This window comes from Emticicia sp. 17c, assembly GCF_037153985.1.
In the GTDB taxonomy this organism is placed as follows: domain Bacteria; phylum Bacteroidota; class Bacteroidia; order Cytophagales; family Spirosomataceae; genus Emticicia.
This window is the reverse complement of sequence record NZ_JBBAYI010000002.1, coordinates 248,743-271,812: the sequence shown is the minus strand read 5'-3', so window position 1 is coordinate 271,812 and position 23,070 is coordinate 248,743. Positions and strand designations below refer to the sequence as shown.

17 protein-coding genes are annotated in these 23,070 nt (G+C 40.5%); 9 read left to right on the top strand and 8 right to left on the bottom strand.

What is annotated here, in order from left to right:
- Positions 1-16 precede the first annotated feature (16 nt).
- Both ftsZ and WAA15_RS05660 read left to right on the top strand, forming a co-directional pair.
- Positions 17-1,327 (top strand): cell division protein FtsZ, encoded by a 1,311-nt coding sequence (gene ftsZ, locus WAA15_RS05665; protein ID WP_337041615.1) that lies wholly within the window; start codon positions 17-19, stop codon positions 1,325-1,327.
- A gap of 139 nt (positions 1,328-1,466) precedes the next feature.
- Entirely contained in the window at positions 1,467-2,747 is a 1,281-nt protein-coding gene (locus tag WAA15_RS05660) for a M16 family metallopeptidase (RefSeq protein ID WP_337041614.1), read from the top strand.
- Between the two features lie 62 nt (positions 2,748-2,809).
- Here the strand turns inward: WAA15_RS05660 and WAA15_RS05655 are convergent, their stop codons facing one another.
- Positions 2,810-3,811 carry an SMP-30/gluconolactonase/LRE family protein gene (locus WAA15_RS05655; protein WP_337041613.1) on the bottom strand — a complete coding sequence of 334 codons (1,002 nt, stop codon included), beginning with the start codon at positions 3,809-3,811 and terminating at the stop codon, positions 2,810-2,812.
- Positions 3,812-4,063: 252 nt separating this feature from the next.
- On the opposite strand from WAA15_RS05655, the gene WAA15_RS05650 reads away from it, so the two are divergent.
- The 3 genes from WAA15_RS05650 to atpG all read left to right on the top strand — a co-directional run bounded on the left by WAA15_RS05650 (position 4,064) and on the right by atpG (position 8,766).
- Positions 4,064-5,272, top strand: coding sequence for a PQQ-dependent sugar dehydrogenase (locus WAA15_RS05650; RefSeq protein WP_337042167.1), 1,209 nt, complete (start codon positions 4,064-4,066; stop codon positions 5,270-5,272).
- Between the two features lie 974 nt (positions 5,273-6,246).
- Positions 6,247-7,824 (top strand): F0F1 ATP synthase subunit alpha, encoded by a 1,578-nt coding sequence (gene atpA, locus WAA15_RS05645; protein WP_337041611.1) that lies wholly within the window; start codon positions 6,247-6,249, stop codon positions 7,822-7,824.
- A gap of 57 nt (positions 7,825-7,881) precedes the next feature.
- Positions 7,882-8,766 carry an ATP synthase F1 subunit gamma gene (atpG, locus tag WAA15_RS05640; RefSeq protein ID WP_337041610.1) on the top strand — a complete coding sequence of 295 codons (885 nt, stop codon included), beginning with the start codon at positions 7,882-7,884 and terminating at the stop codon, positions 8,764-8,766.
- Positions 8,767-8,835: 69 nt separating this feature from the next.
- On the opposite strand, the gene WAA15_RS05635 is transcribed toward atpG, so the two are convergent.
- The 3 genes from WAA15_RS05635 to WAA15_RS05625 form a co-directional block, all read right to left on the bottom strand.
- Positions 8,836-9,621, bottom strand: coding sequence for a hypothetical protein (locus tag WAA15_RS05635; RefSeq protein ID WP_337041609.1), 786 nt, complete (start codon positions 9,619-9,621; stop codon positions 8,836-8,838).
- Between the two features lie 82 nt (positions 9,622-9,703).
- Positions 9,704-10,621 (bottom strand): hypothetical protein, encoded by a 918-nt coding sequence (locus WAA15_RS05630; protein WP_337041607.1) that lies wholly within the window; start codon positions 10,619-10,621, stop codon positions 9,704-9,706.
- Between the two features lie 68 nt (positions 10,622-10,689).
- The gene (locus tag WAA15_RS05625) at positions 10,690-11,595 is read right to left on the bottom strand and encodes a DMT family transporter (RefSeq protein ID WP_337041605.1); all 906 of its coding nucleotides are present in this window, start codon (positions 11,593-11,595) and stop codon (positions 10,690-10,692) included.
- A 177-nt stretch (positions 11,596-11,772) separates the two neighbouring features.
- Between WAA15_RS05625 and WAA15_RS05620 the strand changes: the two genes are divergently transcribed.
- Positions 11,773-13,638, top strand: coding sequence for a glycogen synthase (locus tag WAA15_RS05620; protein ID WP_337041604.1), 1,866 nt, complete (start codon positions 11,773-11,775; stop codon positions 13,636-13,638).
- Positions 13,639-13,682: 44 nt separating this feature from the next.
- On the opposite strand, the gene WAA15_RS05615 is transcribed toward WAA15_RS05620, so the two are convergent.
- Genes WAA15_RS05615 through WAA15_RS05605 form a run of 3 tightly spaced genes read right to left on the bottom strand, consistent with a single transcriptional unit; the run spans position 13,683 to position 17,142 of the window.
- Positions 13,683-14,876 (bottom strand): redoxin domain-containing protein, encoded by a 1,194-nt coding sequence (locus WAA15_RS05615; protein WP_337041602.1) that lies wholly within the window; start codon positions 14,874-14,876, stop codon positions 13,683-13,685.
- A 39-nt stretch (positions 14,877-14,915) separates the two neighbouring features.
- Positions 14,916-16,361 carry an Asp-tRNA(Asn)/Glu-tRNA(Gln) amidotransferase subunit GatB gene (gatB, locus tag WAA15_RS05610; protein ID WP_337041600.1) on the bottom strand — a complete coding sequence of 482 codons (1,446 nt, stop codon included), beginning with the start codon at positions 16,359-16,361 and terminating at the stop codon, positions 14,916-14,918.
- 25 nt (positions 16,362-16,386) lie between these two features.
- Complete coding sequence (locus WAA15_RS05605; protein WP_337041598.1) at positions 16,387-17,142, bottom strand: hypothetical protein; 756 nt, start codon at positions 17,140-17,142, stop codon at positions 16,387-16,389.
- Between the two features lie 249 nt (positions 17,143-17,391).
- Between WAA15_RS05605 and WAA15_RS05600 the strand changes: the two genes are divergently transcribed.
- The 3 genes from WAA15_RS05600 to WAA15_RS05590 all read left to right on the top strand — a co-directional run bounded on the left by WAA15_RS05600 (position 17,392) and on the right by WAA15_RS05590 (position 21,444).
- The gene (locus tag WAA15_RS05600) at positions 17,392-18,864 is read left to right on the top strand and encodes a TolC family protein (protein WP_337041596.1); all 1,473 of its coding nucleotides are present in this window, start codon (positions 17,392-17,394) and stop codon (positions 18,862-18,864) included.
- 69 nt (positions 18,865-18,933) lie between these two features.
- Positions 18,934-20,319: an efflux RND transporter periplasmic adaptor subunit gene (locus tag WAA15_RS05595; RefSeq protein ID WP_337041594.1), complete on the top strand. Its 1,386-nt coding sequence runs from the start codon at positions 18,934-18,936 to the stop codon at positions 20,317-20,319.
- A 138-nt stretch (positions 20,320-20,457) separates the two neighbouring features.
- Positions 20,458-21,444, top strand: a complete 987-nt coding sequence (locus tag WAA15_RS05590) for an NAD(P)H-dependent glycerol-3-phosphate dehydrogenase (RefSeq protein ID WP_337041593.1) — start codon at positions 20,458-20,460, stop codon at positions 21,442-21,444.
- Positions 21,445-21,505: 61 nt separating this feature from the next.
- Here the strand turns inward: WAA15_RS05590 and WAA15_RS05585 are convergent, their stop codons facing one another.
- A complete protein-coding gene (locus WAA15_RS05585) occupies positions 21,506-23,059 on the bottom strand; it encodes an FAD-dependent monooxygenase (protein WP_337041592.1) in 1,554 nt (517 codons plus the stop codon).
- Between the last annotated feature and the right edge of the window lie 11 nt (positions 23,060-23,070).

Genomic DNA, 23,070 nt, shown 5'->3' with positions numbered 1-23,070 from the left:
ATAAATTCATACGAACATGTCTCCAGAGCCAGAATTTGAGATTGTTTCTAGTAAGAACAAGTTTAAGAACATCATCAAGGTGATTGGTGTTGGTGGTGCAGGCTGTAATGCTGTGAAGCACATGCATCACTTGGGTGTGCGTGACATAGGGTTGGTTATTTGTAATACCGACCAGCAAGCCCTCGAATCTGCGCCGACAGAAATCCGTCGTTTGCAGATAGGGATTGAACTTACTAAGGGCTTGGGTGCAGGTACCGAAGCCAGCATGGGTAAAAAAGCAGCCGAAGAAAGCGAAAAAGCTATTCGTGAAGTGCTTAAAGAACCTACCGAAATGGTATTTATTACAGCAGGTATGGGCGGAGGAACCGGCACAGGTGCTGCTCCGGTTATAGCCCGTATTGCCAAAGAAATGAAACTGCTAACCGTGGCTGTTGTAACTGACCCTTTCACTTTTGAAGGCGAAGACAAAATAATTCAGGCCCGAGCAGGTATTGAAGAACTGAAAAAGTTTAGTGATACCGTACTGATAATCAAGAATGAACGCCTTGAGTTGCAGTACGGCGATATGGATATTGAAGATGCCTATGCCAAAGCAGACGACGTACTGGCAAATGGTGTTAAAAGTATAGCCGAACTCATTACACGCCCGGGTATTATTAATCTTGACTTTGCCGATGTAAAGAAAGTACTAGGTGGGGCAGGGCAGGCAGTAATGGGTACCGCAGAAGCCGAAGGAGATAAACGCGCAGAAGATGCCATAAAACAGGCTCTTTCGTCGCCTTTGCTCGAAAGCAATGGTATTGGTGGCGCACAAAGGGTACTTGTAAGCATTGCTTATAGCCCAGACCACAAAATCAAGTTATCAGACCAGACCCTCGTAACCAAATTTATCGAAAGCCAGATTCAGAGCAAAGCACGTTTGTTTAAACACGGCTTTGCCGTTGACGAAAAACTTGGTAAAAAAGTGAGGGTAACCATTGTGGCTGCCGGTTTTGATTTGCCCGTAGAATTACAACCGCAAGAAGGCCCTAAAACTACCAGTACAGCAGGGCTTAGAACAGAAGCAACCGTTACCAGCAAAACAAGCGAAACCGAGGTTGCTTTGCCTCCGGTTGTGCCTGAACCTCCTAAAAAAGACGATATGGAGCAAATCAGAACCATGATTCAACGCTTCATGAGAGAAGGTTACCGGAATCCGGCTCTGAATAATCCGGCTTATTCGCGTAATGGCGTAGAGTTGCAAGATTTGAAAAAACTTAAACAAAGCGGTAAAGTACTAGAATATGAGCTTGATTATTTGCTCAACATGATGGAATCTGCCAGATAATTTTTTTGTTATAGCCTGAAAAAACCTCATTCAAGTAAAATGAATAATGAACTTTTTAAGTAAATGTTCGTTATTCATTTTACTTTTTCTGTATATAAATGAATTTATCAATTAACCTGTTGTAGCTGATTTTAACTATATGATATTAGACCGCACCCTTGCCCCTCCTTCGCAGACAATTGAATATGTGACCATACCCAAAGCAGAAAAAACCTTGCTTGATAATGAGGTGCCAGTCTATATGATTAAAGCCGGCGAACAACCCGTAGTTCGTCTTGAACTGATTTTCGATGCCGGAAGCCGGTATGAAAAAAATGCCGGAGAATCGTTTTTTACTTCAAAAATGCTTTCAGAAGGCACATCTAAACATACAGGTGTAGAAATAAGTGAATTTTTCGACCAGTTCGGAGCATTTCTTGAAATCAGTCAGGCCGTTGAGCGTTTAAGCATTACGGTACATGGGCTTACCAAACACCTGTCGAAACTTTTGCCGCTATTGCAAGAAATGATTACAGACTCCGTAATACCCGAAGAAGAATTACAGGTACAGAAAAATATTACATCGCAAAATCTTAAAATTAATCTCGAAAAAAGTTCTTATGTAGCTGCACAGGTTTTCAGAGAGCAAATATTCGGTGCAACGCACCCTTATGGTAAATCTTTGAATCTGGAACTAATTGAGCGCATTAGCAGAGACAACGTTAAAAGTTTTTACGAAGGCCGTATCAAAGGTAAAGCATTCAGGGTTTTTATTTCGGGTAATTTTGGCGATTACGAAATCAGGGCTTTGAACCAATATCTGGGGCAAACAAAACTTGAAACTCAGGAAATACTATCTTCAGACGGTACAACTACCGTTCTGCATCCTGAAAATAAATTAATCGAACGACCCGACAACGTCCAGTCAACTATTCGCTTAGGCCGTCGGCTTTTTGGCCGTACCCACCCCGATTTCTTCAAATTTGTTGTAACCAACACTATTTTTGGTGGGTATTTTGGTAGCCGTCTGATGAAAAATATTCGGGAAGAAAAAGGCTTTACTTATGGTATTTCGTCGGGCTTTATTCCTCAAAAAGGTGGAGAATATCTGGTAATTGGTACAGACGTAAAAAAAGAGTTTACGCAGCAAACACTCGATGAAGTAATAAAAGAAATCAGAGTCTTACAAACGGAACCTGTGCCAAACGATGAGCTTGAAACAGCAAAAAACTATATGATTGGTACGCTGGTAGGGTCTTTGAATACACCTTTTGAAGTGGCCGACCGCCAAAAGATATTATTGCTTGATGGCCTTCCGGTCGATTTCTATGATAATTATATTCAGCGGATAAAAGCCATTACGCCGATGGATGTGATAGAAATGGCCAATACTTACCTGAAAACAGAAGATTTATGTGAAGTAGTAGTAGGAGGTAAATAAGCCTGAGCTATTAAGAGATAACACCCCCGTTCTGTTAAAAGAGCGGGGGTGTTTCGTTATAATTAAAAGCCTGCTCCAACGGTTTTGGTCTGAATACGTAACAAGTACATATCAGCCGTAATGTAAAGCGTCGAGCCATCGTTTCCCCAAGCACAATTAGCCGTAGGCACGCCTGTTTCAATTCTGCCCAGTAGTTTACCTTGTGGCGTCAGAATCAGGATACCTCCAGGGCCTGTGGTAAAAATATTACCCTTTTTGTCGATTTTTAAACCATCGGGCAAACCCTGTAAGCCTTCTTTCACCATAGGGGTGGCATCAAACAGAATTTTCCCTTTACCAACTTTTCCATCAGCCAGTACAGGATACGCCATAATATAAGCCCTGTCAGGGTCTGACTGTGCTACGTACAGCGTTTTCTCATCAGGCGAAAAAGCCAGTCCATTCGGGCGTGTCAGGTCTTTTATTATCAAGGTTACGCTGCCATTAGTGGCCCTTCTATATACCCCGAAAAGTGCTGTTTCACGAGTAGAGTCGTTTTCTTTCTGAGCCAGCCCATAAGGAGGGTCAGTAAAATAATAATCTCCGTTCGACTTCTGAATAATATCATTAGGGCTATTAAACCGTTTGCCTGCATAATTATCGGCAAGTGTGCGTTTGCCGCCTACTGTTAAAGGCATTTCTGAAATACGGCGGTCGCCGTGTTCACAAGCTACTAGCATTCCTTGCTTATTGATAATCAGCCCGTTACTACCGGGTTCGTCGCTATAAACACCCAACCCCGTATAGCCTGAAGGTTTCAGGAATGCTTTTGCTCCTTCGCCTTCTTTCCAGCGGTAAATGGTATTCATAGGCACATCCGAAAACAACAGATAATTGCCATCTTTCACCCACGCAGGGCCTTCCGACCACTCGTAGCCCTCGCTTAATACTTCAATTTTAGCGTTAGTATCAATTAAATTATCCAGAGCAGGGTCAATTCTGTTGACCTTCCCAATGGTTTTTTGCTGGGCTGCGGCAGTATAGCTCATCATAGTAAATAAAACGAATAAGGATATGTTTTTCATAGAATAGTTTTGAATAGGATAACCAGCGAAATTTAAAGATTTTTTCCTGAATGTATGTAAATTTATCTCAAGAATATCCCGAATTGTAATAGATAATTAATATTTCGGAAGTCTTTGATACAGAATCGGTTATAACTTTTCATTCTTTCTTTATCTTTGCCTCTAAGTGGGGTCAGAACCACTTCCTATTTTCAACCTTAATTTATAATACTACTTATGCGAACCTTTTTTCAGATGCGCGCCCTGCCCGTTATGGCAGCGGGGGTGCTTCTACTTTCTGCTTACAATTATGACGAAACCCCTGCCCCTGCTATTAAAGTGCCTGCCGGATTCACGGCTACTATTATTGGCAGCGATTTAGGTGCTACAAGGCACATGGCTGTTACCAGCAAAGGGGGCATTTATGCTAAATTATCGAAACTAAAAGAGGGTAAAGGCATGGTTTACCTTTATGATTCTGATGGAGATGGTAAAATTGATGCCCAAAAAAACTTAATCGATTATAAGGGTACAGGCATTGTTATCAAAAATAATTATTTGTATTCGTCTTCTAATACAGGTGTGTATCGTTACCAACTAGATGCCAATGGCGAAATCCTAAATATTGAAAACCCTGAACTGATTGTAAGCGGGCTGGTAGCCAAAGGCCGTGATGAGTCCAAATCTATTGCCCTAGATAATAACGATAATATTTACGTAACAGTAGGCTCTTATGATGAAACCTGCAAAGAAAAAGGTACCAACAAGGGAATTTCACCTTGTGCGTTGCTCGATTCGGTAGGAGGGGTATGGCGTTTCAAAACCAATAAACTTAACCAGACTTACAGCGACGGCGTAAGGTATTCGACCGGATTAAAAAATATTGTAGGTATAGACTGGAACACCAAATCTGACAAGCTGTTTGTAATGATGCACGGAAGGGGGCAGTTTCATGAGGCTTTTCCCAATTATTATACACCGGAAATGAGTACCAAATTGCCTGCCGAAACCATGTATGAATTGAAAGAAGGGGCAGATGCCGGCTGGCCTTATGTATATTATGACCATTTTCAGAAAAAGAAAATATTATGCCCCGAATACGGCGGCGATGGTAAAAAAACTGGCGGCGAAAAAGCTCTCGACCCCGTAGCAGCTTTTCCGGCGCACCTCGGGCCAAATGGCTTGTTGTTTTATACAGGCACTCTATTTCCGGCCAAATACCGTAACGGAGCTTTTATTGCTTTTCATGGGCAGTCGCCGGAGCTTAAAAAAGGCTATATGGTAGCTTTTGTGCCTTTTAAGAATGGTAAGCCTTCTGGTCCGTGGGAGATTTTTGCCGATAACTTTGCAGGTATTGACTTAGCTAAACCTACTGGCCCTGTACAACACCGCCCGTGTGGTCTGGCGCAAGGCCCTGATGGTTCTTTGTACGTTTCTGACGATTTAGGCGGTACAATTTATAAGATTAGTTATACGAAATAAACATTTTTGCCCTAATAGAGATTTGGCTTAGAAGAATCTCTATTAGGTTTATATAGACATTCTCCTTCATTTATTAGATAATTAATTAGCTCTTCAAAAGATAAGTTTTTATCCCTCTTGGCTGCATGAAGTAGGTTAAATCTAAAACTTATCATTATTGTGGGAAAAGTATAATCAAGTTTTATGTATGCCTTTTCATCAAATACTCCACTGTGAATATAGAAATTTCTCTGAGCATAAGCTTCATTAATAATCGAGTGAAAATATTCATAAATAAGTTTATATAAATTACTATCCAATTCTTGATTATATATAGAACGGATATAAGATAACTAATAATTGAGTCCAGAGATTTTTTAAAAAGGTTTTTTTGAAAATCTTGCTTTAGAGTTTTTAATTCGATTAAAAGTTGGGGGTTATCTCTAATCCAGTCTTTCTTTTGCTGAGAATTTTTTGATGTTTATATTGAATTAGGAGAGATGTTACTTTGTTGAATTGATTAAATTTGCACAAAAAATCATCATTTATGAAGTAATTGCTTTTAAAATAATCATCTATATATGGAATACACTTATCGAAATTATTTTCAATTTGAAATATTATTTTTTCGATGAGAGAAGAGGGATTATCAAGTTCAAAATCATATAATCTTCCTACTTTATTCGCATAAAATAGAAACCAGTCATGAAAAAAGTTTACTTTTTTCTCGATAAGAGGACTTGAATTTTGAAGGGAATATAGAAGTGACATTATATAATCAATTGTTTTGAATATACATCAAATATAATGAAGAAAATAATTAGAGTTTAAAAAATAGAACACTTTAGCCCTTTTCTAAAAATAGTCCTACTTTCTTTATCTTTTTTTGCTTAAAATATGGGAATTGTGAAAAATGTGTCGTACTTTTGCACCCGAAAAATGAAGGTATAAACCTGTTTTTCGAATCTACATTTAAAAACTCATCAAAATATAATATGGCATCAGTCAGACCAGATGAAGTTTCGGCTATTTTACGTGAACAACTAGCAGGTTCAAAAACCGAAGCGGAACTCGAAGAAATAGGTACTGTGTTACAAATCGGAGACGGTGTGGCACGTATATATGGTTTATCAAAAGTACAAGCCGGTGAATTGCTGGCTTTTGAAAACGGCTTAAAAGCCCTTGCATTGAACCTTGAAGAAGATAACGTAGGTGCGGTACTTTTAGGAGACGCAACAGGTATCAAAGAAGGTGCAACCGTAAAACGTACTGGCGAAATCGCTTCTGTGAAAGTAGGTGATGGTATTGTAGGCCGCGTTGTAAATACATTGGCAGAACCAATTGATGGTAACGGCCCGATTCAAGGTGAAACATACGAAATGCCTTTGGAACGTAAAGCTCCGGGTGTTATCTACCGTCAGCCTGTAACAGAGCCGCTTCAAACAGGTATCAAAGCTATTGATGCAATGATTCCGATTGGTCGTGGTCAACGCGAATTAGTAATTGGTGACCGTCAAACCGGAAAAACGGCGGTTTGTATCGATGCCATTATTAACCAAAAAGAATTCTATGACAAAGGCGAACCAGTTTTCTGTATTTATGTAGCTTGTGGGCAAAAGGCTTCAACTATTAAAGCCGTTGAGCAAACATTACGTAAATACGGTGCTATGGATTACACTGTAATCGTAGCTGCTGGTGCATCAGACCCATCTCCGATGCAGTTCTTTGCGCCATTTACAGGTGCTGCTATTGGTGAGTATTTCCGTGATACTGGCCGCCCTGCACTTGTAGTATATGATGACTTATCGAAACAAGCAGTTGCTTACCGTGAGGTGTCACTACTGCTTCGTCGCCCTCCAGGACGTGAAGCCTACCCAGGAGACGTATTCTATTTACATAGCCGTTTGCTGGAACGTGCCGCTAAAATCAATGCCAATGATTCAATTGCACAAAACATGAACGACCTTCCGCCTTCATTGAAAGGAAAAGTAAAAGGTGGTGGTTCATTAACGGCTCTTCCAATCATTGAAACACAAGCAGGTGACGTTTCTGCATATATCCCAACCAACGTAATTTCGATTACTGACGGTCAGATTTTCTTGGAGTCAAACCTATTCAACGCAGGTATCCGTCCGGCTATCAACGTAGGTATCTCGGTATCTCGCGTAGGAGGTAATGCTCAGATTAAATCAATGAAAAAAGTAGCTGGTACCTTAAAACTTGACCAAGCACAGTTCCGTGAGCTTGAGGCTTTTGCCAAGTTTGGTTCTGACCTTGATGCAGCTACTAAATTAACAATTGAGCGTGGTCGTCGTAACCAAGAGATTCTGAAACAAGGACAGTTCTCCCCTTCACCAGTAGGCGAGCAGGTAGCTATTATCTATGCTTCTATTAACGGGGTATTAGACAAAGTTCCTGTAAACAGAGTGAAAGAATACGAATCAGAGTTTGTTACATTATTAAAAGCCCAGAACCCAGAAGTACTAGATGCACTTGCTGCTGGTAAACTTGATGATGCAACAACTGCCACTATCAAGAAAGTTGGTAAAGAATTAGCTGAAAATTATGCTTAATATCATAGACTGAAGAAAAAGGCTCGCCTTTTTCTTCAGTCTTAATTTTATAGAAAAATGCCTTCATTAAAAGAAGTTAGAAATAGAATTGTCTCGGTAAACTCTACGACGCAGATTACAAAAGCCATGAAAATGGTATCTGCAGCGAAGTTACGTCGGGCCCAAGATGCAATTCTTCAGATGCGCCCGTATGCTACCAAACTAAACGAGCTAATTTCTACTGTATCGGCTAATACTGAAGTAGGAGCAAATAGCCCTTACACAACTGTACGCCAAGTAGAGAAAGTGTTGGTAGTAGTGGTAACATCTGACAGAGGACTTTGCGGTGCATTTAATTCAAATATCATTAAAGCAGCTTTGGCTGTAATTAATGAGAAATACCCTTCGCAGGCAGCTAAAGGCAATGTAGAAATACTGGCACTAGGAAAGAAAGGGGGCGAATCGCTGGCCCGTCGTAGCTTTAAAGTGAACGATACTTTCATGGGTATCTTCCAGAACCTGAACTTTGCTCATGCTCGTTCGGCTGCTGAAAGCATCATGGCGGCATTTGAAGAAGGTAAGTATGATGTAGTAGAACTTATCTACAATGAGTTTAAAAACGTAGCTACGCAGATTATCCGCGTTGAGCAGATGTTGCCATTGGTAGACAAGAAAAATGACCCATCAAAAGCCAGTAAAATTGACTACATTTTTGAGCCTTCAGAAGAAGAAATCGTATTGGAACTGATTCCTAAGGCAATCAAAATGCAATTGTTTAAGGCTGTGTTGGAATCTAACGCTTCTGAACACGGAGCTCGTATGACTGCAATGGACAAAGCAACTGATAACGCAAATGAGTTGTTACGTTCATTAAAAATTGAGTACAACCGTAGCCGTCAGGCCGCAATTACGAAAGAAATTCTTGAGATTGTAGGTGGTGCCGAAGCCTTGAAAGGAGAATAATCTCTTGATTAGATATAAAAATGAGAGGGGAGTCGTTCGGCTCCCCTCTCATTTTTATATACTGTCACGTTACATTTCTGTTACGCTCATAGCCCCGAGGCTCTCAAACAGTTTCTGCCAGTAATGTGTAACGGTTGGGTTATTTTCTTTAGACGAACTGGTAGGTTCAAAAGGAAGAATCATAGAAATATCAGGCCCGTTTAACTGAAAGTTTTTCAGTTTATCAGCATCAATCTTTGCCCATTCTTCGGCCTCTGTGTCATCTTTCGGCGGGCGTATCTGGAAATCACGACCTTTTTTTACGCTTTCAACCATATCGCTCAAGTAATACACTTTTACATTACCGGGTATTTCGGCCACTTTAGCAATTACAGGTATACTGGCCGTGATATTGGTTTCAAGGTTAGAGGCATCATTGTTCTGCGTTTTTAAACGATTAAACGACTGTTGCAATACGTAGTTCCTTTCCTTACGGATAGACAAATCATAAGAGGTCTTGATAGCTTCTAGGTCGGTCGCATTTACGCCTTCTGTATCTTCCATTTCAGTACGGCAAACCAACGAAAGCGTACGGGCTTTAGAGGTATTCTCATGGATGTAGTATATCTCAAAGGTATCGCCTGATTTCCTGAAATTTTCTTCTATAATAGAAGTTAGTGCTTGTTTGTATTTTTGTTCAACAAAGGGTTTCTGAACATCTACACTAGCAGTTTTGTCAATAAAAATAAGTGTATGAATACTTGGGCTATTGGCTTGGTTATCAGGCTTTTTTGTTTCACTACCGCCACACGAAACCAGAAGTGAGGCAAGAAAAAAAGAAGTAAATAGAGAATAAACAAATCTGGAGTTTTTCATCAAAATCGAATTATGGTAATCAAATCTTGGATATGAACCGAATACAGAACCTGAACGTAAAATACTCAACAAAAGTATAAAATCAATACTTCAAATTTAACTTTTTTCTATAAATGGTATCAGCAGGCATATTTTTCTCCCAATACGGATTTTGAATGGTAGCCTTCAAAACGGCTCTTGAGGTTAATACCTGATTCTGAGCTTGGTAGCTTTCTTCCCAGCCCGTAATTTTATGAGGGAAATGCTTCTCGAATATAATTCTAAGGCTACGTTGGCTTTCAGCATATTTTATTCTGTAATCCATCAGAGAATCTCCTTTAAAGGTAGAGTCGCCTTTATAGGGTTCCAACGTAATGTCAGCAATAGAAGGCATTGCCTTTTCGCGTCTTAGGCGCAACGATGCAAGGCCAGGGACCAGAATTACTTTTCCGACTGGTAATTCATTGCACGAAACCAAACGAATACGGTTCCATAATTCATCTTCCAGCATTGCTTTATCAATATGGTAGTCGTCCTCGATTTCTTCTTCAAAGTAAGATTTCCCTAAAACCTGATACCCGTTTTGGCGGAAATTCAGTTGCAGAAAAGTTTGTCCGCTCCAATCCTGATTGGTATTTGATACTTTCAGGGTAGACGAAAAAACGGTTGTTTGTACGGGAGTAAACACAGACGTATACATCGAAAAATCATGTATCCCCGTCACGAACCGTTTAATAAAGTTAAGTTTCAACACCTTTATGGCTTTATCTCTAGCGTCAGACTCTAACTGTACATGTTTATCTTTTCTGAAGTCTTCGGTAGCGAACACCATAATAGCTTCGCCGTTATTAAGATGCCCGAACTGAGCCTGCTGTAAACTGTAACTGCTTATTTCGGCATTGCCTCTGTTCCAATATTTTTTAAAAATGTCACTATCACAAAGCTGTTCTTTACTATCAGATTTACTGTCGTTGCAGGAAATAAAAAATACAGCAACAGCAAGCATACACATATACCTCATAAGTATCAGTTTAATGAAAATATTCCTCAAATTTATGAATTAAATCTCTTTTAGATGTTTCGTTTACATTATTTTTTCCCTTTCCAGCTTACCATAAATACGCCTGCCAGTACCAGAATGGTACCAATAATCTGTTCGAGCCAGATGGGTTCTCCCAAAAATAGAGTTGCCAGAATAATGGTAAAAATAGGGCCTATACTGGCAATAATGGAGGCATTGCCAGAACCTACACGCTTAATACCTTCCGAAAATATATAAGTTGGCAGTACCGTAGAAAAAATGGCCATCGATAAAGAAATAACGTAGACCTCAGCAGGAAATTGGAAAATATTTAATCGGTTATAGAAAAAACTATGGATAAGTGTAGGCACTAAAGCCGATAACATTGCCCATGAAGTAAAGCGTGTTGTGCCTAATTTACTGATGAGTTTATCGCTCCCGACCAGATAAAACGAATAAGTAAGCCCACTCAGAATAACAAAAAAAGACCCTAAAGCAATGTTTTTTTGCTGGTGTGCCTCAAAGTGTTTCATAAAGGCAACCATAATACCTGCATAGGTAATCAGCAAAGCCAACCATTGCAGACGTGTTACTTTTCTTTTAACCAGAAAAGCATTAATCAGTAATACAAAGGTCGGATAAATGAAAAGCAGGATACGCTCCAAACTGGCTGAGACGTACTCTAAACCCAGAAAATTAACATAAGCCGAAATATAATAGCCAATAAAACCTACAAAGATTACCTGCCACCAGATTTTTTTCGGAATATAAGGGTGTGTTGCTTCTTTGGCACGTGTGCGTAATATAATAATAATGTAAAAAGGAGCTGAAAACAAAAATCTCAGGGCAAGTAAGGAAATGGAATCTATGCCATATTGGTATGCCGACTTAATAAAAATACCCTTTAAGGCAAATCCAAAAGCCGCACCAAAAACCAAAAAAGCCCCGATTAAATATTTTGTGCGGTCTGTCATAAAAAATAACGTACCTTCTTGTTAGCCAAAAGGTAAAAATGATAGTTTTGTTTTTATTTTTTACACCTGATACAAAGGTTTAGTTCAGGGATATTTGAAAAGTTAAACTTTTTATTGCTATTATTAAAAATTATACACTAATTCACTCTTTCGGAACAGATTAAATAAATAACCCACATGGTAACGTCCAAAAAACTTAAAAAAGAATCAGAAGAAACTGTTAGTATTCAGCCTCGTGAGCAAAAAAAACCTTTATTAATGGAAATAGCATGGGAAGTATGTAATCAGGTTGGAGGAATTTATACTGTTATCCGTTCAAAGGTGCCATCAATGGTAGAAGAATGGGGTGAAAATTATTGTTTGATAGGCCCTTATTTTCATAATACCGCTGTGGTTGAATTTGAGCCGATAGAAGACCTAGAAGAATCATACTTTGGCCGGATTGTGAAACGAATGCGTGAAATGGGTTATGATGCACATTACGGACGCTGGTTGGTAACAGGAAAACCTAAAATTGTTTTATTAGACTTCAAAAACTTATTATATAAAAGCAACGACCTGAAACATAACCTTTGGAACAGGCATCAGATTTCGACCCTGAATGCTGAAACACTGGTAGACCAAGTAATAGTACTGGGCGAAATGATAAGGGTTTTTCTGACAGAATTTGGTGAAACCTACGGGCATAAAAATGATATAATAGCACATTTTCATGAATGGATGGTGGCAACAGCCCTGATTGATATTCGTACAGATAACGTGCCGGTTTCAACCGTTTTTACTACACACGCTACCATGCTTGGCAGGTACATTGCTGGAAATGAGGGTGACTTCTACGAAAAACTGCCACATTATAACTGGGAGCAAGAAGCGCAGCATTATGGTATTGAAGCACAAGCAAAAATTGAACGTCTGGCTGCTCAGAAAAGCCATGTACTTACTACCGTAAGCGATGTTACGGCTAAAGAATGTGAGGTGTTTTTTGGGCGTAACTGTGACCTGATTTTACCTAACGGCCTGAATGTAACCCGCTTTGCTGCTACGCATGAGTTTCAGAACCTGCATTTGAAGTATAAAGAAAAAATACACCAGTTTGTAATGGGGCATTTTTTTCAGAGTTACTCATGGGATTTAGACAATACGTTGTACTTCTTTACTTCGGGGCGTTATGAGTTCAGAAACAAAGGCTATGACCTGACACTGGAGGCACTAAAACGTTTGAATTTTAAAATTGTGCAGGCTGGGCTCGATACCACAATTGTAATGTTTATTATTACGAAGAATCCGGTTTATTCTATTGACCCCGAAGTGTTGCAGTCAAGGGCTGTAATGGAAGAGATAAGAGAAACCTGTGAGTCGATAGAAAAACAGGTAGGAGAACACCTCTTTCATGCTTCTGCTGCAAATGAAAATCCTAATCTGCCTGATTTGAATGAGTTTGTAGACGAATACTGGCGTTTAAGATTACGCCGTACTATTCAGACCTGGCGAACCAAGAAACTCCCTCATACAGTTACTCACTTACTAAAACAGGAAGACGAAATTACCCGTTACCTGAAATTTACAAACCTTCAGAACCACCAACAGGACCGTGTGAAGTTTGTGTATCATCCTGACTTTATTTCGCCTACCAACCCATTGTTTGGAATGGAATACAGCCAGTTTGTAAGAGGTTGCCATCTGGGTATTTTCCCAAGCTACTACGAACCGTGGGGGTATACGCCGCTAGAATGCGTTGTAAGGGGAATTCCGACTGTTACGAGTGACTTGTCGGGCTTTGGTGATTTTATGATTCAACTCATGAAAGATTACGACAGCGTAGGGGTATATGTGGTTAATCGGAAAACCAAAACTTATGACGAAGCCGCCGACCAACTGGCTGATATATTGTTCAATTTCGTAACCATGAATCGCCGCGACCGTATCATGCAACGTAATAGGGTTGAAAATATCTCTGAGATTTTCGACTGGACAAACCTACGTTCTTACTACGATACCGCCCATGACTTGGCTCTGAAACGTAAAGGCATTAGCCGGCTCTGATAAACAAAAGAGGGAAGATTTTTAAAAATCTTCCCTCTTTTGTTTTACTTCCCTGCTTCGTCTATCCACTTCGTCATTTCCTGAACTATCAGCTCGCTTGAGCCAAGAAATCCAGTACTTTTAAATTTGATTTTCCCTTCTTTGTCAATGCAGAATTTAGCCGGAATTCCATTTACCCCATAACTGCCAGCCACTGTGCCGCCAATATCTAAAATAATAGGGAAGGTATTAAACCCGCGTTGATTAACAAACGAATTAACGGTTTCTTTCCATTGACCCTGCTCAACTCTTTCGTAAGTATTTACGAATAAAAACTGCACATTAGGGTTGTTTTTATATTTGTCCATTGCTTGTTTCATGCCCGGAAAAGACATAATACAAGGCCCACACCAAGTAGCCCAGAAATCCAGAATTACTACTTTCCCTTTCAGGTCTGATAGCTTTACGTTTTTGCCGTTCATGTCTACTAACGAAAAATCAGGAGCTATTGAACCTACCGAGCCCGCACTTCTGCGTTTTACATCTTGTATAAATAACTTGGCAAAGAAATGGTTTTGGCCATCTTTTTCTAATTGCGCGGCAGCGTTGGCAAAAACTTCGAAGTCTTTCTCAGGATTCAGAAAATTATTGATAGCTATTAAACCCGCCAATGATGTACCCAATTCGGCTATCATGGGTTTAATGGTGTTATAGTAGCTTTCTTCTGCGGTTACGTATTGTTGTTGTAGCTCTTTCTTCCTTTTTTCGTCTTTTTTCTTTACAACTGCACTGAATTGCTCCTCAAGGTTTACCTGTACTTGGCGAAACTTCTGTGCTTCGGCAACAATCTGGTTAAATTTAGACATTTTTGCCGAACCATCAACGCTGAAAGAAGCAGCCTTATCAGGAGTACTTACGCCGTCGGCTACGATACTGAGGTTTTCACCGCCATCTAAAATAAGACCTATTAATTGTTGATTGGCAATATTTACCTGATAGATACCCGGTTCTGGAATATCGCCTTTAAATGAGAATGTCTGGTCAGCAGCAATAGTAACCGAATCTATTTTCATAGGAATGTTTCTGTCGTTCATCCTTTCCAGATAAACTTTTCCCGAAACCTGATTATTCAGCTTCCCTTTAATAGTAAAAGTTTTTTCAGTTGAAGTGCTTGCTGTTGCTTTGGCTGCACCTTGTGGCTGCGATTGGCAGGCAAGGCCGAACACCAAAAAGCATATAGCAATAATTGACTGTTTCATATATTGTGTTTATTGTATTGTTCTTTATTAAATACTGGCTTATTTCAATGCTTCCAGTAATAACTGGTTGGTAAGTTTAGGGTCGGCAGAGCCTTTCGATTTTTTCATTACCTCTCCAACAAACATGCCAAGTAAGCCTTTTTTTCCGTTCTTAAATTCTTTTACTTTATCAGGGTAGGCAGACAGAACCTCGTTGATTAACGTTTGTAAGGTATCAGTATTGCTTTGCTGAATTAAATTGTTTGCTTCTGCGAGTGCCAAAGCACTTACGGCAGGTTGTTCAACTAATAACGGAAATAACTTTTGTGCTGCTGCCGAGCTACTCACTTTATTGGCATCAACCAACGAAATAATTTCGGCTAGTTTATTTGGTTTTAGCGGTAACTCGCTTATTTCGATACTTTTTTCGTTGAGGTATCCCTTAATAGTTGAGGTCAACCAATTAGCAATAGCTTTATGGTTTTTAATAAACTGGGTTGTTTTCAAGAAATATCCCGCTAAGTCTCGTGTGTCGGTAAGCACAGCTGCATGTTCTTCCAGTATACCATATTCTTTTGTAAACTGCTGATATAACTCATTTGGCAAGGCAGGCATCTGATTTTTAATTTCCTGCATCCATGCTTCTGATATGCGTAAAGGAGCAAGGTCTGGTTCAGGGAAATAACGATAGTCGTTCATTGTTTCTTTTACACGCATTCCATAAGTTTCGCCGGTATCAGCATCAAACATACGTGTTTCCTGAATAATGGTTTCGCCAGCTTCAAGCATTTTTACCTGTCTTTTAAACTCAAACTCTACGGCTCTTTGCAGGTTCCGAATCGAGTTCATGTTTTTGACTTCTACTTTGGTACCTAGTTTTTCAGAGCCAACAGGGCGAATCGAAATATTGAGGTCAGCACGCATTGAGCCTTCTTCCATGTTTCCGTCGCAAATATCCAAATACCGCACTATTTTTCTGATTTCTGTCAGGTAAGCACCTGCTTCTTCGGCACTTCTCATGCAAGGTTCCGACACAATTTCAATCAATGGCGTACCGGCACGGTTATAGTCCAGACGAGTATATGCGCTTTCGCCTTCATGCACCGATTTCCCTGCATCTTCTTCTAAATGAATATGGTGTAATTCAAGAAACCTTTCTTTAAAACTTTTGCCGTCTTTGATACGCACATTTACACCGCCCCCTTTGCAAATGGGGTACTTATCTTGTGAAACCTGATACCCTTTTGGCAGGTCAGGATAAAAATAGTTTTTTCGGTCGAAATAATTATTGCGGTTTATTTCGCAACCGCAAGCCAAGCCCATTTTTATGGCATATTCAACGGCTTTTTTATTTAGTTTAGGCAAAACACCAGGGTGCCCCAATGTAATTACACTAATATTGGTATTTGGCTCGCTGCCAAACTGGTTTGAATCTGAGGCAAATATTTTGCTTTCGGTCGAAAGCTGGCAATGCACTTCTAATCCTATAACGATTTCGTATTGCATGAACTAAGGTTAAAATATGAAGGCTTTATTCGTCTAAGCCCGGTCTTACAAATTTACGAGCATTAGGGAAATCTTTCTCAATTTGTCTGCGTAGTTTTTCAAGTTGAAACAAGATTTCGGTTATTTTATTAACTTTTTCAGGAAAATGCACCTGCAATACCAGCCATGCCGCTATGCTACGGTCAATGCTAATGAGTGTTAGCTTGGCTTTTCCGGTGTAATACTCTACCATGAAGTCGCTCAGGTTTTCTTCAAAAAACAGCTGGCAAGCGTTACGTATTTTGATATAAATCAGGCTCTGATACCAGTTAATGACCTCGAAGGCATCTTCAATCTGTGCCAATGCCTCTTCGGCTTCGTCAACCGAAATAATACCTTTGTTTAAATCGTTCTGAAACTCAACTCCTTTACCTTTCATGAAGCCCTGTTCGTTTTTTAAGAAAGACCCATACAGATGAGTATATTCCTGAGCGGTTCTTACATTTTGGTGTTTATCGGCTTCTTTATGAGGGTCAACCTGAGGGGTTTCGGGTTCTGTCTGGTTTACAACTTCTTCCCAGCTTATGCCTTTGGCTTCAATAATCTGCTTGATTATATCGGTAGTTTGCCTGAATACCTCTGATAAACTATCTCCGGTTTGCGGGTCAGTTTCAATGTTTTCTTTGTACTTGCGCATGGCAAAATTCATGCACTTGGAAGTAAATGCACAGCGTTCGCACCAACTATCACAATAGTTGTAAATCCCGTCTATGAAGTCAGGATTCTTCAGAATTTTCAACATATTTTCTGATGTCTGGCTGCTCATTTTCAGCGGCTTAATTTTGCAGGAACCAATTTTACTTCAAACTTAAGGCTATTTTTCAAGAAGTTCAAACCCTAAAGAGGTAAGTCTAAACTTTAATAAAACCGTTTATCCATTTCTTGTAGCAGGCATATAAAATTGTTTCGTAAGATTGTCTTATCAAAACTCGTATAAAGCCTTATAAGTTTCATCGAACTGATTCATAGTAAATGAAAAAATTTTTCCCTCATGAAATTTGTTAAAATCTTATTACCTACGCTATTACTAGTTAATGTCTTTGTGCAGGCACAGCAAACCACGGCTGTCAGTACCAGTAGCAATGATAGTCCGTCAGAAAAAGTCGGATTACAGGAAGCTATCGACGTAGCACTAAGAAACAATCTTTCTATCAGACAGAGCGGGCTAACAGTCGAAAACAGTCTGAACACCCTCGACCAGTCCAAATGGGCAAGATACCCCAACCTTAATGGGTCTTTTAATCTTAACCTTTTTTCGGGTCGTAATATTAACCCCTATACCAACGGTATCATTACCAATACGGTAGGGTCTAATAACATGGGGCTTTCGTCGGGAGTAACGTTATTTGACGGTTACCAAACCCGTAATAACATTGCTTTTAACCAGACAAATCTGGAAGCATCAAGGCTCGACTTGCAGGCCATGAAAAATCAGGTTACTTTAAACGTAGTAGTGGCTTACCTGAATGTGCTTTCGCAGGAAGATTTACTGGCTATTTCTCAGCGGCAGGTCGATGTGTCAAAAATCCAATTGGAGCGCACACAGAAACAGGTAAATGCGGGGTCGGTTCCAGAGGTTAATTTATATGATATACAAGCCCAACTGGCTAATGACGAGGTTCAGGTAGTAAATGCCGAAAATGCTATTTTATCGGCTAAACTGACTTTAAGACAATTAATGAATATTCCTGCCGATAAAAATATCGACGTAGTAAGAATAGAAGTGCCTAACCCAAATATTCAGCCTTATCCGAACTCGCCGGAAGAAGTTTACCAGATTGCACAAAGTTTTCTGGCCGATGTACAGGCTGCTGATATGCGTGTAAAAGCTGCACAAAAAAGTGTTGCTATTGCAAAGGGCTTGCGGTCTCCGGTAGTTACAGCTTTTGGCAACATCAATACCTCTACTACAACAGCAGCAGAAAAGGTGCTGGTAACGCAAAAAATAATTGAACAAGAGGCTGGTTACGTAAATGTGGGCGGAGTAAGGTATCCGGTTATTGCGGTGCTTCCTAGTACCTCAACCACTTCCGAAAAAATAGGCTATTTCCGTCAGTTGGGGGGTAACATAAATACTTCGCTGGGAATAAGTGTGAGAGTTCCGATTTTTAATGGCTATAATGCTAAATTCCGTACAACAGGGGCAGTTATTCAGCAAAAACAGGCCGAAGTGCAAGCCGAAAACGTACGTTTGCGTTTACGTCAGGACATAGAGCAGGCTTATGTAAATATGAGCAACTCGGCTAAAAAATATTCAGCGTTAAGTAATCAGGTTCGTGCTTTGGAAGAATCATTCAGAGCAGCAGAATCGAAATTTAACGTAGGCTCGTTGAACTCTCTGGATTATAGCATCTCTAAAACGAATCTTGACCGCGCAAGAGCTAATCAGATTCAGGCGAAATATGACTACATATTCAGAATCAAGATTTTAGATTATTATCAGAATAAACCACTTAACTTCTAATCCTGCGCTTACTTAGGATAAGAACCCAATAGTTACCTATATTACCAATTGTTACAAAATATTTTCTCAATGAAAAAATCAAATAGAATCTGGTGGATTTTGGGCGGTACAGCAGCCCTGATTATTATATTTCTGTTAGTCGCTAAATCGGCAGGCTGGATAGGTAAAGAAAAACCTACCGAGGTTGAACTGGTAAAAGTAGGCAGAACAGACATTATTGAAACGGTTTCGGCATCGGGTAAAATACAACCAGAAGTCGAAGTGAAAATTACACCTGACGTACCCGGTGAAATTATCGGGCTGTATATAAAAGAAGGTGACTCTGTCAAAAAAGGGCAACTTTTATTGAAAGTTCAGCCTGAAAACTATATTTCTATTACACAACGCGCCGAGGCCGTTGTGAACCAGTCAAAAGCAAGTGCAGAACAGGCCAAATCGGCTATTTCACAAGCAGAAGCTCGTTTAATCAGAACACAAGCTGAGTATACACGTCAGAAAAAACTTTTCGATGATAAAGTAATTTCAGCCTCTGACCTCGAAATTGCAGAAACCAACCTGAAAGTTGCCAAACAGGATGTGGCCGCTGCTAAAGCTAATCTGGAAGCCTCAAATTTCAGTATCAAAAGTGCAGAAGCAGGCTTGAAAGATGCTTCCGAAAACTTGCGTAAAACAAGCATATATGCGCCAATGAATGGAATAGTTTCAAAATTGGGTGTTGAACTCGGAGAGCGCGTGGTGGGTACGTCACAAATGGCGGGTACCGAAATGCTACGTATTGCTAACCTGAATAACATGGAGGTAAGAATAAATGTAAACGAAAACGATATTGTACGCGTAAGCCTCGGCGACACTGCCAATATCGATGTAGATTCATACAGCCTTACAGGTAAAAAATTCAAAGGGGTGGTAACTGAAATTGCCAATACAGCCAATGGTGCTGGCGGCACACTGGCAGCGGCATCGACCTCGACCGACGCTGTTACGGAGTTTGAAGTGAGAATCAGAATCCTGCCGGAATCATACCGTGATTTGGTTGATAGAAAATCGAAAAAAGTGTATCCGTTCAAACCCGGTATGACCGCAACTGTTGATATTATCACCGATAAGAAAACAAAAGCCCTGAGTGTTCCGATTGCCGCTGTAACTACCCGTGACGGTAACACAGAAGAAAAGAAAGAAGGGGAGGGAGATAATAGCCAGAATCAACCTGCTAAACCTAGCAAAAAAGAATTGCCAAAAGAGGTTGTTTTTGTGCTTGACAAAGACAATAAAGTAAAAATGCGTCAGGTTAAGACGGGTATTACCGATACTATGGCTGGCACTATTGAAATCTTAGATGGTTTGAAAGAAGGAGAAGAGGTTGTGTCGGGGCCATACATTGCCGTTTCTAAAAAGCTGAAAGAAGGCGATTTGGTAGCCAAAAAAGTAGAAGGGAAAGACAAACCTAAGAAATAAAAACTGCAAATATATAGAGTTAGATTATTGCCTTAAAAAGAGACCGCCGGTAAGGGGTCTCTTTTTTTATTCAGGGCTTTTGGTTTACTTGCATGATAAAACCTGATTCAGCAACAGATAAACTTTTAAAAAAAGTCGATGAAAATAACAATTATAGGCGGCGGAAGTTGGGCAACAGCTATTGTGAAAATTCTGAGCGAAGGAAATGTACATATCAAATGGTGGATGAGAAGCAGCGAAGATGTAGAGCATATAAAAAAGCTACATCATAATAAAAACTACTTGAGTAGTGTCGAGATTCATCCGTCAAAAGTGAAGCCCTACACCAACCTGAAAGAAGCCCTCCGAGATACCGAATGGGTAGTTTTGGCTGTACCGGCGGCTTTTCTTACTGATGCCTTAAAAACCATCACTAAAACTCATTTGCAAGGTAAGAAAGTGATTTCGGCCATTAAAGGAATGATACCTGAAACAAACCAGCTCGTAACCGACTGGATAGAAGAAACATATCAGATTCCGGCACAACAGATAGGAGTAATTGCAGGCCCCTGCCATGCAGAAGAAGTAGCACTCGAAAAACATTCTTACCTTACTATTGCTTCGCCTAACCTTCAATTGGCTAATGATTTTGCTGCACTTCTACGTTGCAGGTTTGTGAGTACCTCGGCCTTAGGAGATTTGTATGGCGTAGAATACGCCGCCGTTATGAAAAATATTGTAGCTCTTGCCTGTGGTATTACTCATGGTTTGGGTGGCGGCGATAACTTTCAGGCTGTAATGGTGGCTAATGCCATGCAGGAAATCCGCCGTGTGGTTGATGTAATTGCCCCAATGGAACGAGACTTGAGTGCTTCGGCGTATCTGGGCGACTTACTTGTAACGGCTTATTCGCAATTTAGCCGTAATCGTACTTTCGGAAACATGATTGGGCGTGGATATAGCGTAAAAGCCGCTCAACTCGAAATGAATATGGTGGCCGAAGGCTACTATGCCGTGAAATGTATTTACGAAATGCTGAAAGGATACAAGGTTGATATACCTATTACTAATTTTGCTTATGAGGTATTATATGAACAGGCTCCTTTGAAAAGAGAATTTGAAAACCTGAAAGCAAAACTTAAATAATAGGGGCCTGATACACAAACAGGCCCTTTAAAGTACCTTCGGATTGCCCCTATATATTACTTTACTTATGTGTTGCCACAAACCAGCGCGCCATCACTTTTGCTAGTTCGTAGTTATTAGGGGTATTTTCACAAACCCACGCAATAATTCCATCGGGGCGTACCAGCACAGTGCTTAAACCCATCTGTTCCTTTGCTTTGCCTGCCACATATTTTATTTGAGGCTGATATATTTCTGCCAGAGATTTTAGTGAATCGTTTACAGCGAAATCAAGCAGTAAGCCCTGCCCGCTGTGCATTAATGTGCCAATGCGGGAGCCATCTTCTAATTCAAAGTCAGGAACACTACGCCCTATAATAGGGTGCTCGTAGCCTAAATCGTATTTTGTATAAAGGCCCCATATTCTTCCGGCTATGTAGGTAGCGCCGTCAGGTGTATGTATTAGGTCGGCAATAATTGCATTCAGCGCACGGGCTTCGGGGGTGGGTTTCATGGCTGCCACCTGAGCACGCGACCATTCAAGCACTTGCACACCAACGGGGTGTCGTTCGGTATGGTAGCTGTCCAGCAAACTCTCAGGAGCTTGATTCCGAATAGTTGAAGCGAGCTTCCAACCTAAATTCATGGCATCGCCTAGTCCTAAGTTCAATCCTTGCCCACCCAGTGGCGAATGAATATGGGCTGCATCACCAGCCAGCAATATCCGCCCATTACGATACCTTGTGGCTTGTCTTGCGCGGTCTGTCCAAGTAGTGGCAATATGCAATGCGTTAACGGTTACGTCTGTTTCTGAAACACGGCGTAGTAATGCCTGAATATATTCAGATGTAAGGGCTTTACCTGAATCATGGAAGGCCCCGCCATCAAATTCCTGCATAAGCACATATCCGGGCTGTGACTGTACGTACATTCCTGTTGAGGTCATGTTCCGCCCTGATTTTAGTTTTTCAGGGTCGGCTATATCTAGTTGGGTGGTATATCCGGTAAATTCCGGTTCGGTTCCGGCAAACTCAAAACCACCTTTCTTACGGATAGCACTTCGGCTTCCGTCGCAGCCTACCAGCCATTTACCCGCATAAATATGATTCTCCGACCATACAATTACACCTTCTTCGGTCTGCTGGAAGTCAGTAACAGGCATTTCTCTTTTAATGGTTATGCCTAGAGTAGCGGCACGGTGGGTCAGTATTTTTTCTAGTTCATCTATCTCAGAAATAAGACTTGTTTCGGTTGAATCAGGCAGCCGATACGGCCATTGTGATGTGTCAATATCGCCCTCATACAACGGGATACCCGCAAAATGCCCTATCTGGCGGCTTGTTCCTTTTCCGGCGTGCTGGTGCGGGCTTTTAATGTGTTTGTGTAGATCAAGTTCATTAAGCAGGCCACGGCGATAAAGTGTTTCAATGCTGAGGCTTGAAAGGCCGCGTACTCCAAAGGGAAGTTTTTTTAATACTGATTCAGGATTTTTTGCCTTTTCAAGTATCAGAACTGAACATCTGGCAAGAGCTAGTTCGCAGGCGAGAAATAACCCCACAGGCCCTGCACCGGCAATAATTACATCATAAATAATATGATTTTGTGCGAATAATGTGCTTTTAACTAGTGTTTTCATACGGAAAAATT

What these genes read in the sequence shown, in the direction of transcription:
- ftsZ (WP_337041615.1), top strand. Translation starts at nt 17, where the DNA reads ATGTCTCCAGAGCCAGAATTTGAGATTGTTTCTAGTAAGAACAAGTTT.
- WAA15_RS05660 (WP_337041614.1), top strand. Translation starts at nt 1,467, where the DNA reads ATGATATTAGACCGCACCCTTGCCCCTCCTTCGCAGACAATTGAATAT.
- WAA15_RS05655 (WP_337041613.1), bottom strand. Translation starts at nt 3,811, where the DNA reads ATGAAAAACATATCCTTATTCGTTTTATTTACTATGATGAGCTATACT.
- WAA15_RS05650 (WP_337042167.1), top strand. Translation starts at nt 4,064, where the DNA reads ATGGCAGCGGGGGTGCTTCTACTTTCTGCTTACAATTATGACGAAACC.
- atpA (WP_337041611.1), top strand. Translation starts at nt 6,247, where the DNA reads ATGGCATCAGTCAGACCAGATGAAGTTTCGGCTATTTTACGTGAACAA.
- atpG (WP_337041610.1), top strand. Translation starts at nt 7,882, where the DNA reads ATGCCTTCATTAAAAGAAGTTAGAAATAGAATTGTCTCGGTAAACTCT.
- WAA15_RS05635 (WP_337041609.1), bottom strand. Translation starts at nt 9,621, where the DNA reads ATGAAAAACTCCAGATTTGTTTATTCTCTATTTACTTCTTTTTTTCTT.
- WAA15_RS05630 (WP_337041607.1), bottom strand. Translation starts at nt 10,621, where the DNA reads ATGAGGTATATGTGTATGCTTGCTGTTGCTGTATTTTTTATTTCCTGC.
- WAA15_RS05625 (WP_337041605.1), bottom strand. Translation starts at nt 11,595, where the DNA reads ATGACAGACCGCACAAAATATTTAATCGGGGCTTTTTTGGTTTTTGGT.
- WAA15_RS05620 (WP_337041604.1), top strand. Translation starts at nt 11,773, where the DNA reads ATGGTAACGTCCAAAAAACTTAAAAAAGAATCAGAAGAAACTGTTAGT.
- WAA15_RS05615 (WP_337041602.1), bottom strand. Translation starts at nt 14,876, where the DNA reads ATGAAACAGTCAATTATTGCTATATGCTTTTTGGTGTTCGGCCTTGCC.
- gatB (WP_337041600.1), bottom strand. Translation starts at nt 16,361, where the DNA reads ATGCAATACGAAATCGTTATAGGATTAGAAGTGCATTGCCAGCTTTCG.
- WAA15_RS05605 (WP_337041598.1), bottom strand. Translation starts at nt 17,142, where the DNA reads ATGTTGAAAATTCTGAAGAATCCTGACTTCATAGACGGGATTTACAAC.
- WAA15_RS05600 (WP_337041596.1), top strand. Translation starts at nt 17,392, where the DNA reads ATGAAATTTGTTAAAATCTTATTACCTACGCTATTACTAGTTAATGTC.
- WAA15_RS05595 (WP_337041594.1), top strand. Translation starts at nt 18,934, where the DNA reads ATGAAAAAATCAAATAGAATCTGGTGGATTTTGGGCGGTACAGCAGCC.
- WAA15_RS05590 (WP_337041593.1), top strand. Translation starts at nt 20,458, where the DNA reads ATGAAAATAACAATTATAGGCGGCGGAAGTTGGGCAACAGCTATTGTG.
- WAA15_RS05585 (WP_337041592.1), bottom strand. Translation starts at nt 23,059, where the DNA reads ATGAAAACACTAGTTAAAAGCACATTATTCGCACAAAATCATATTATT.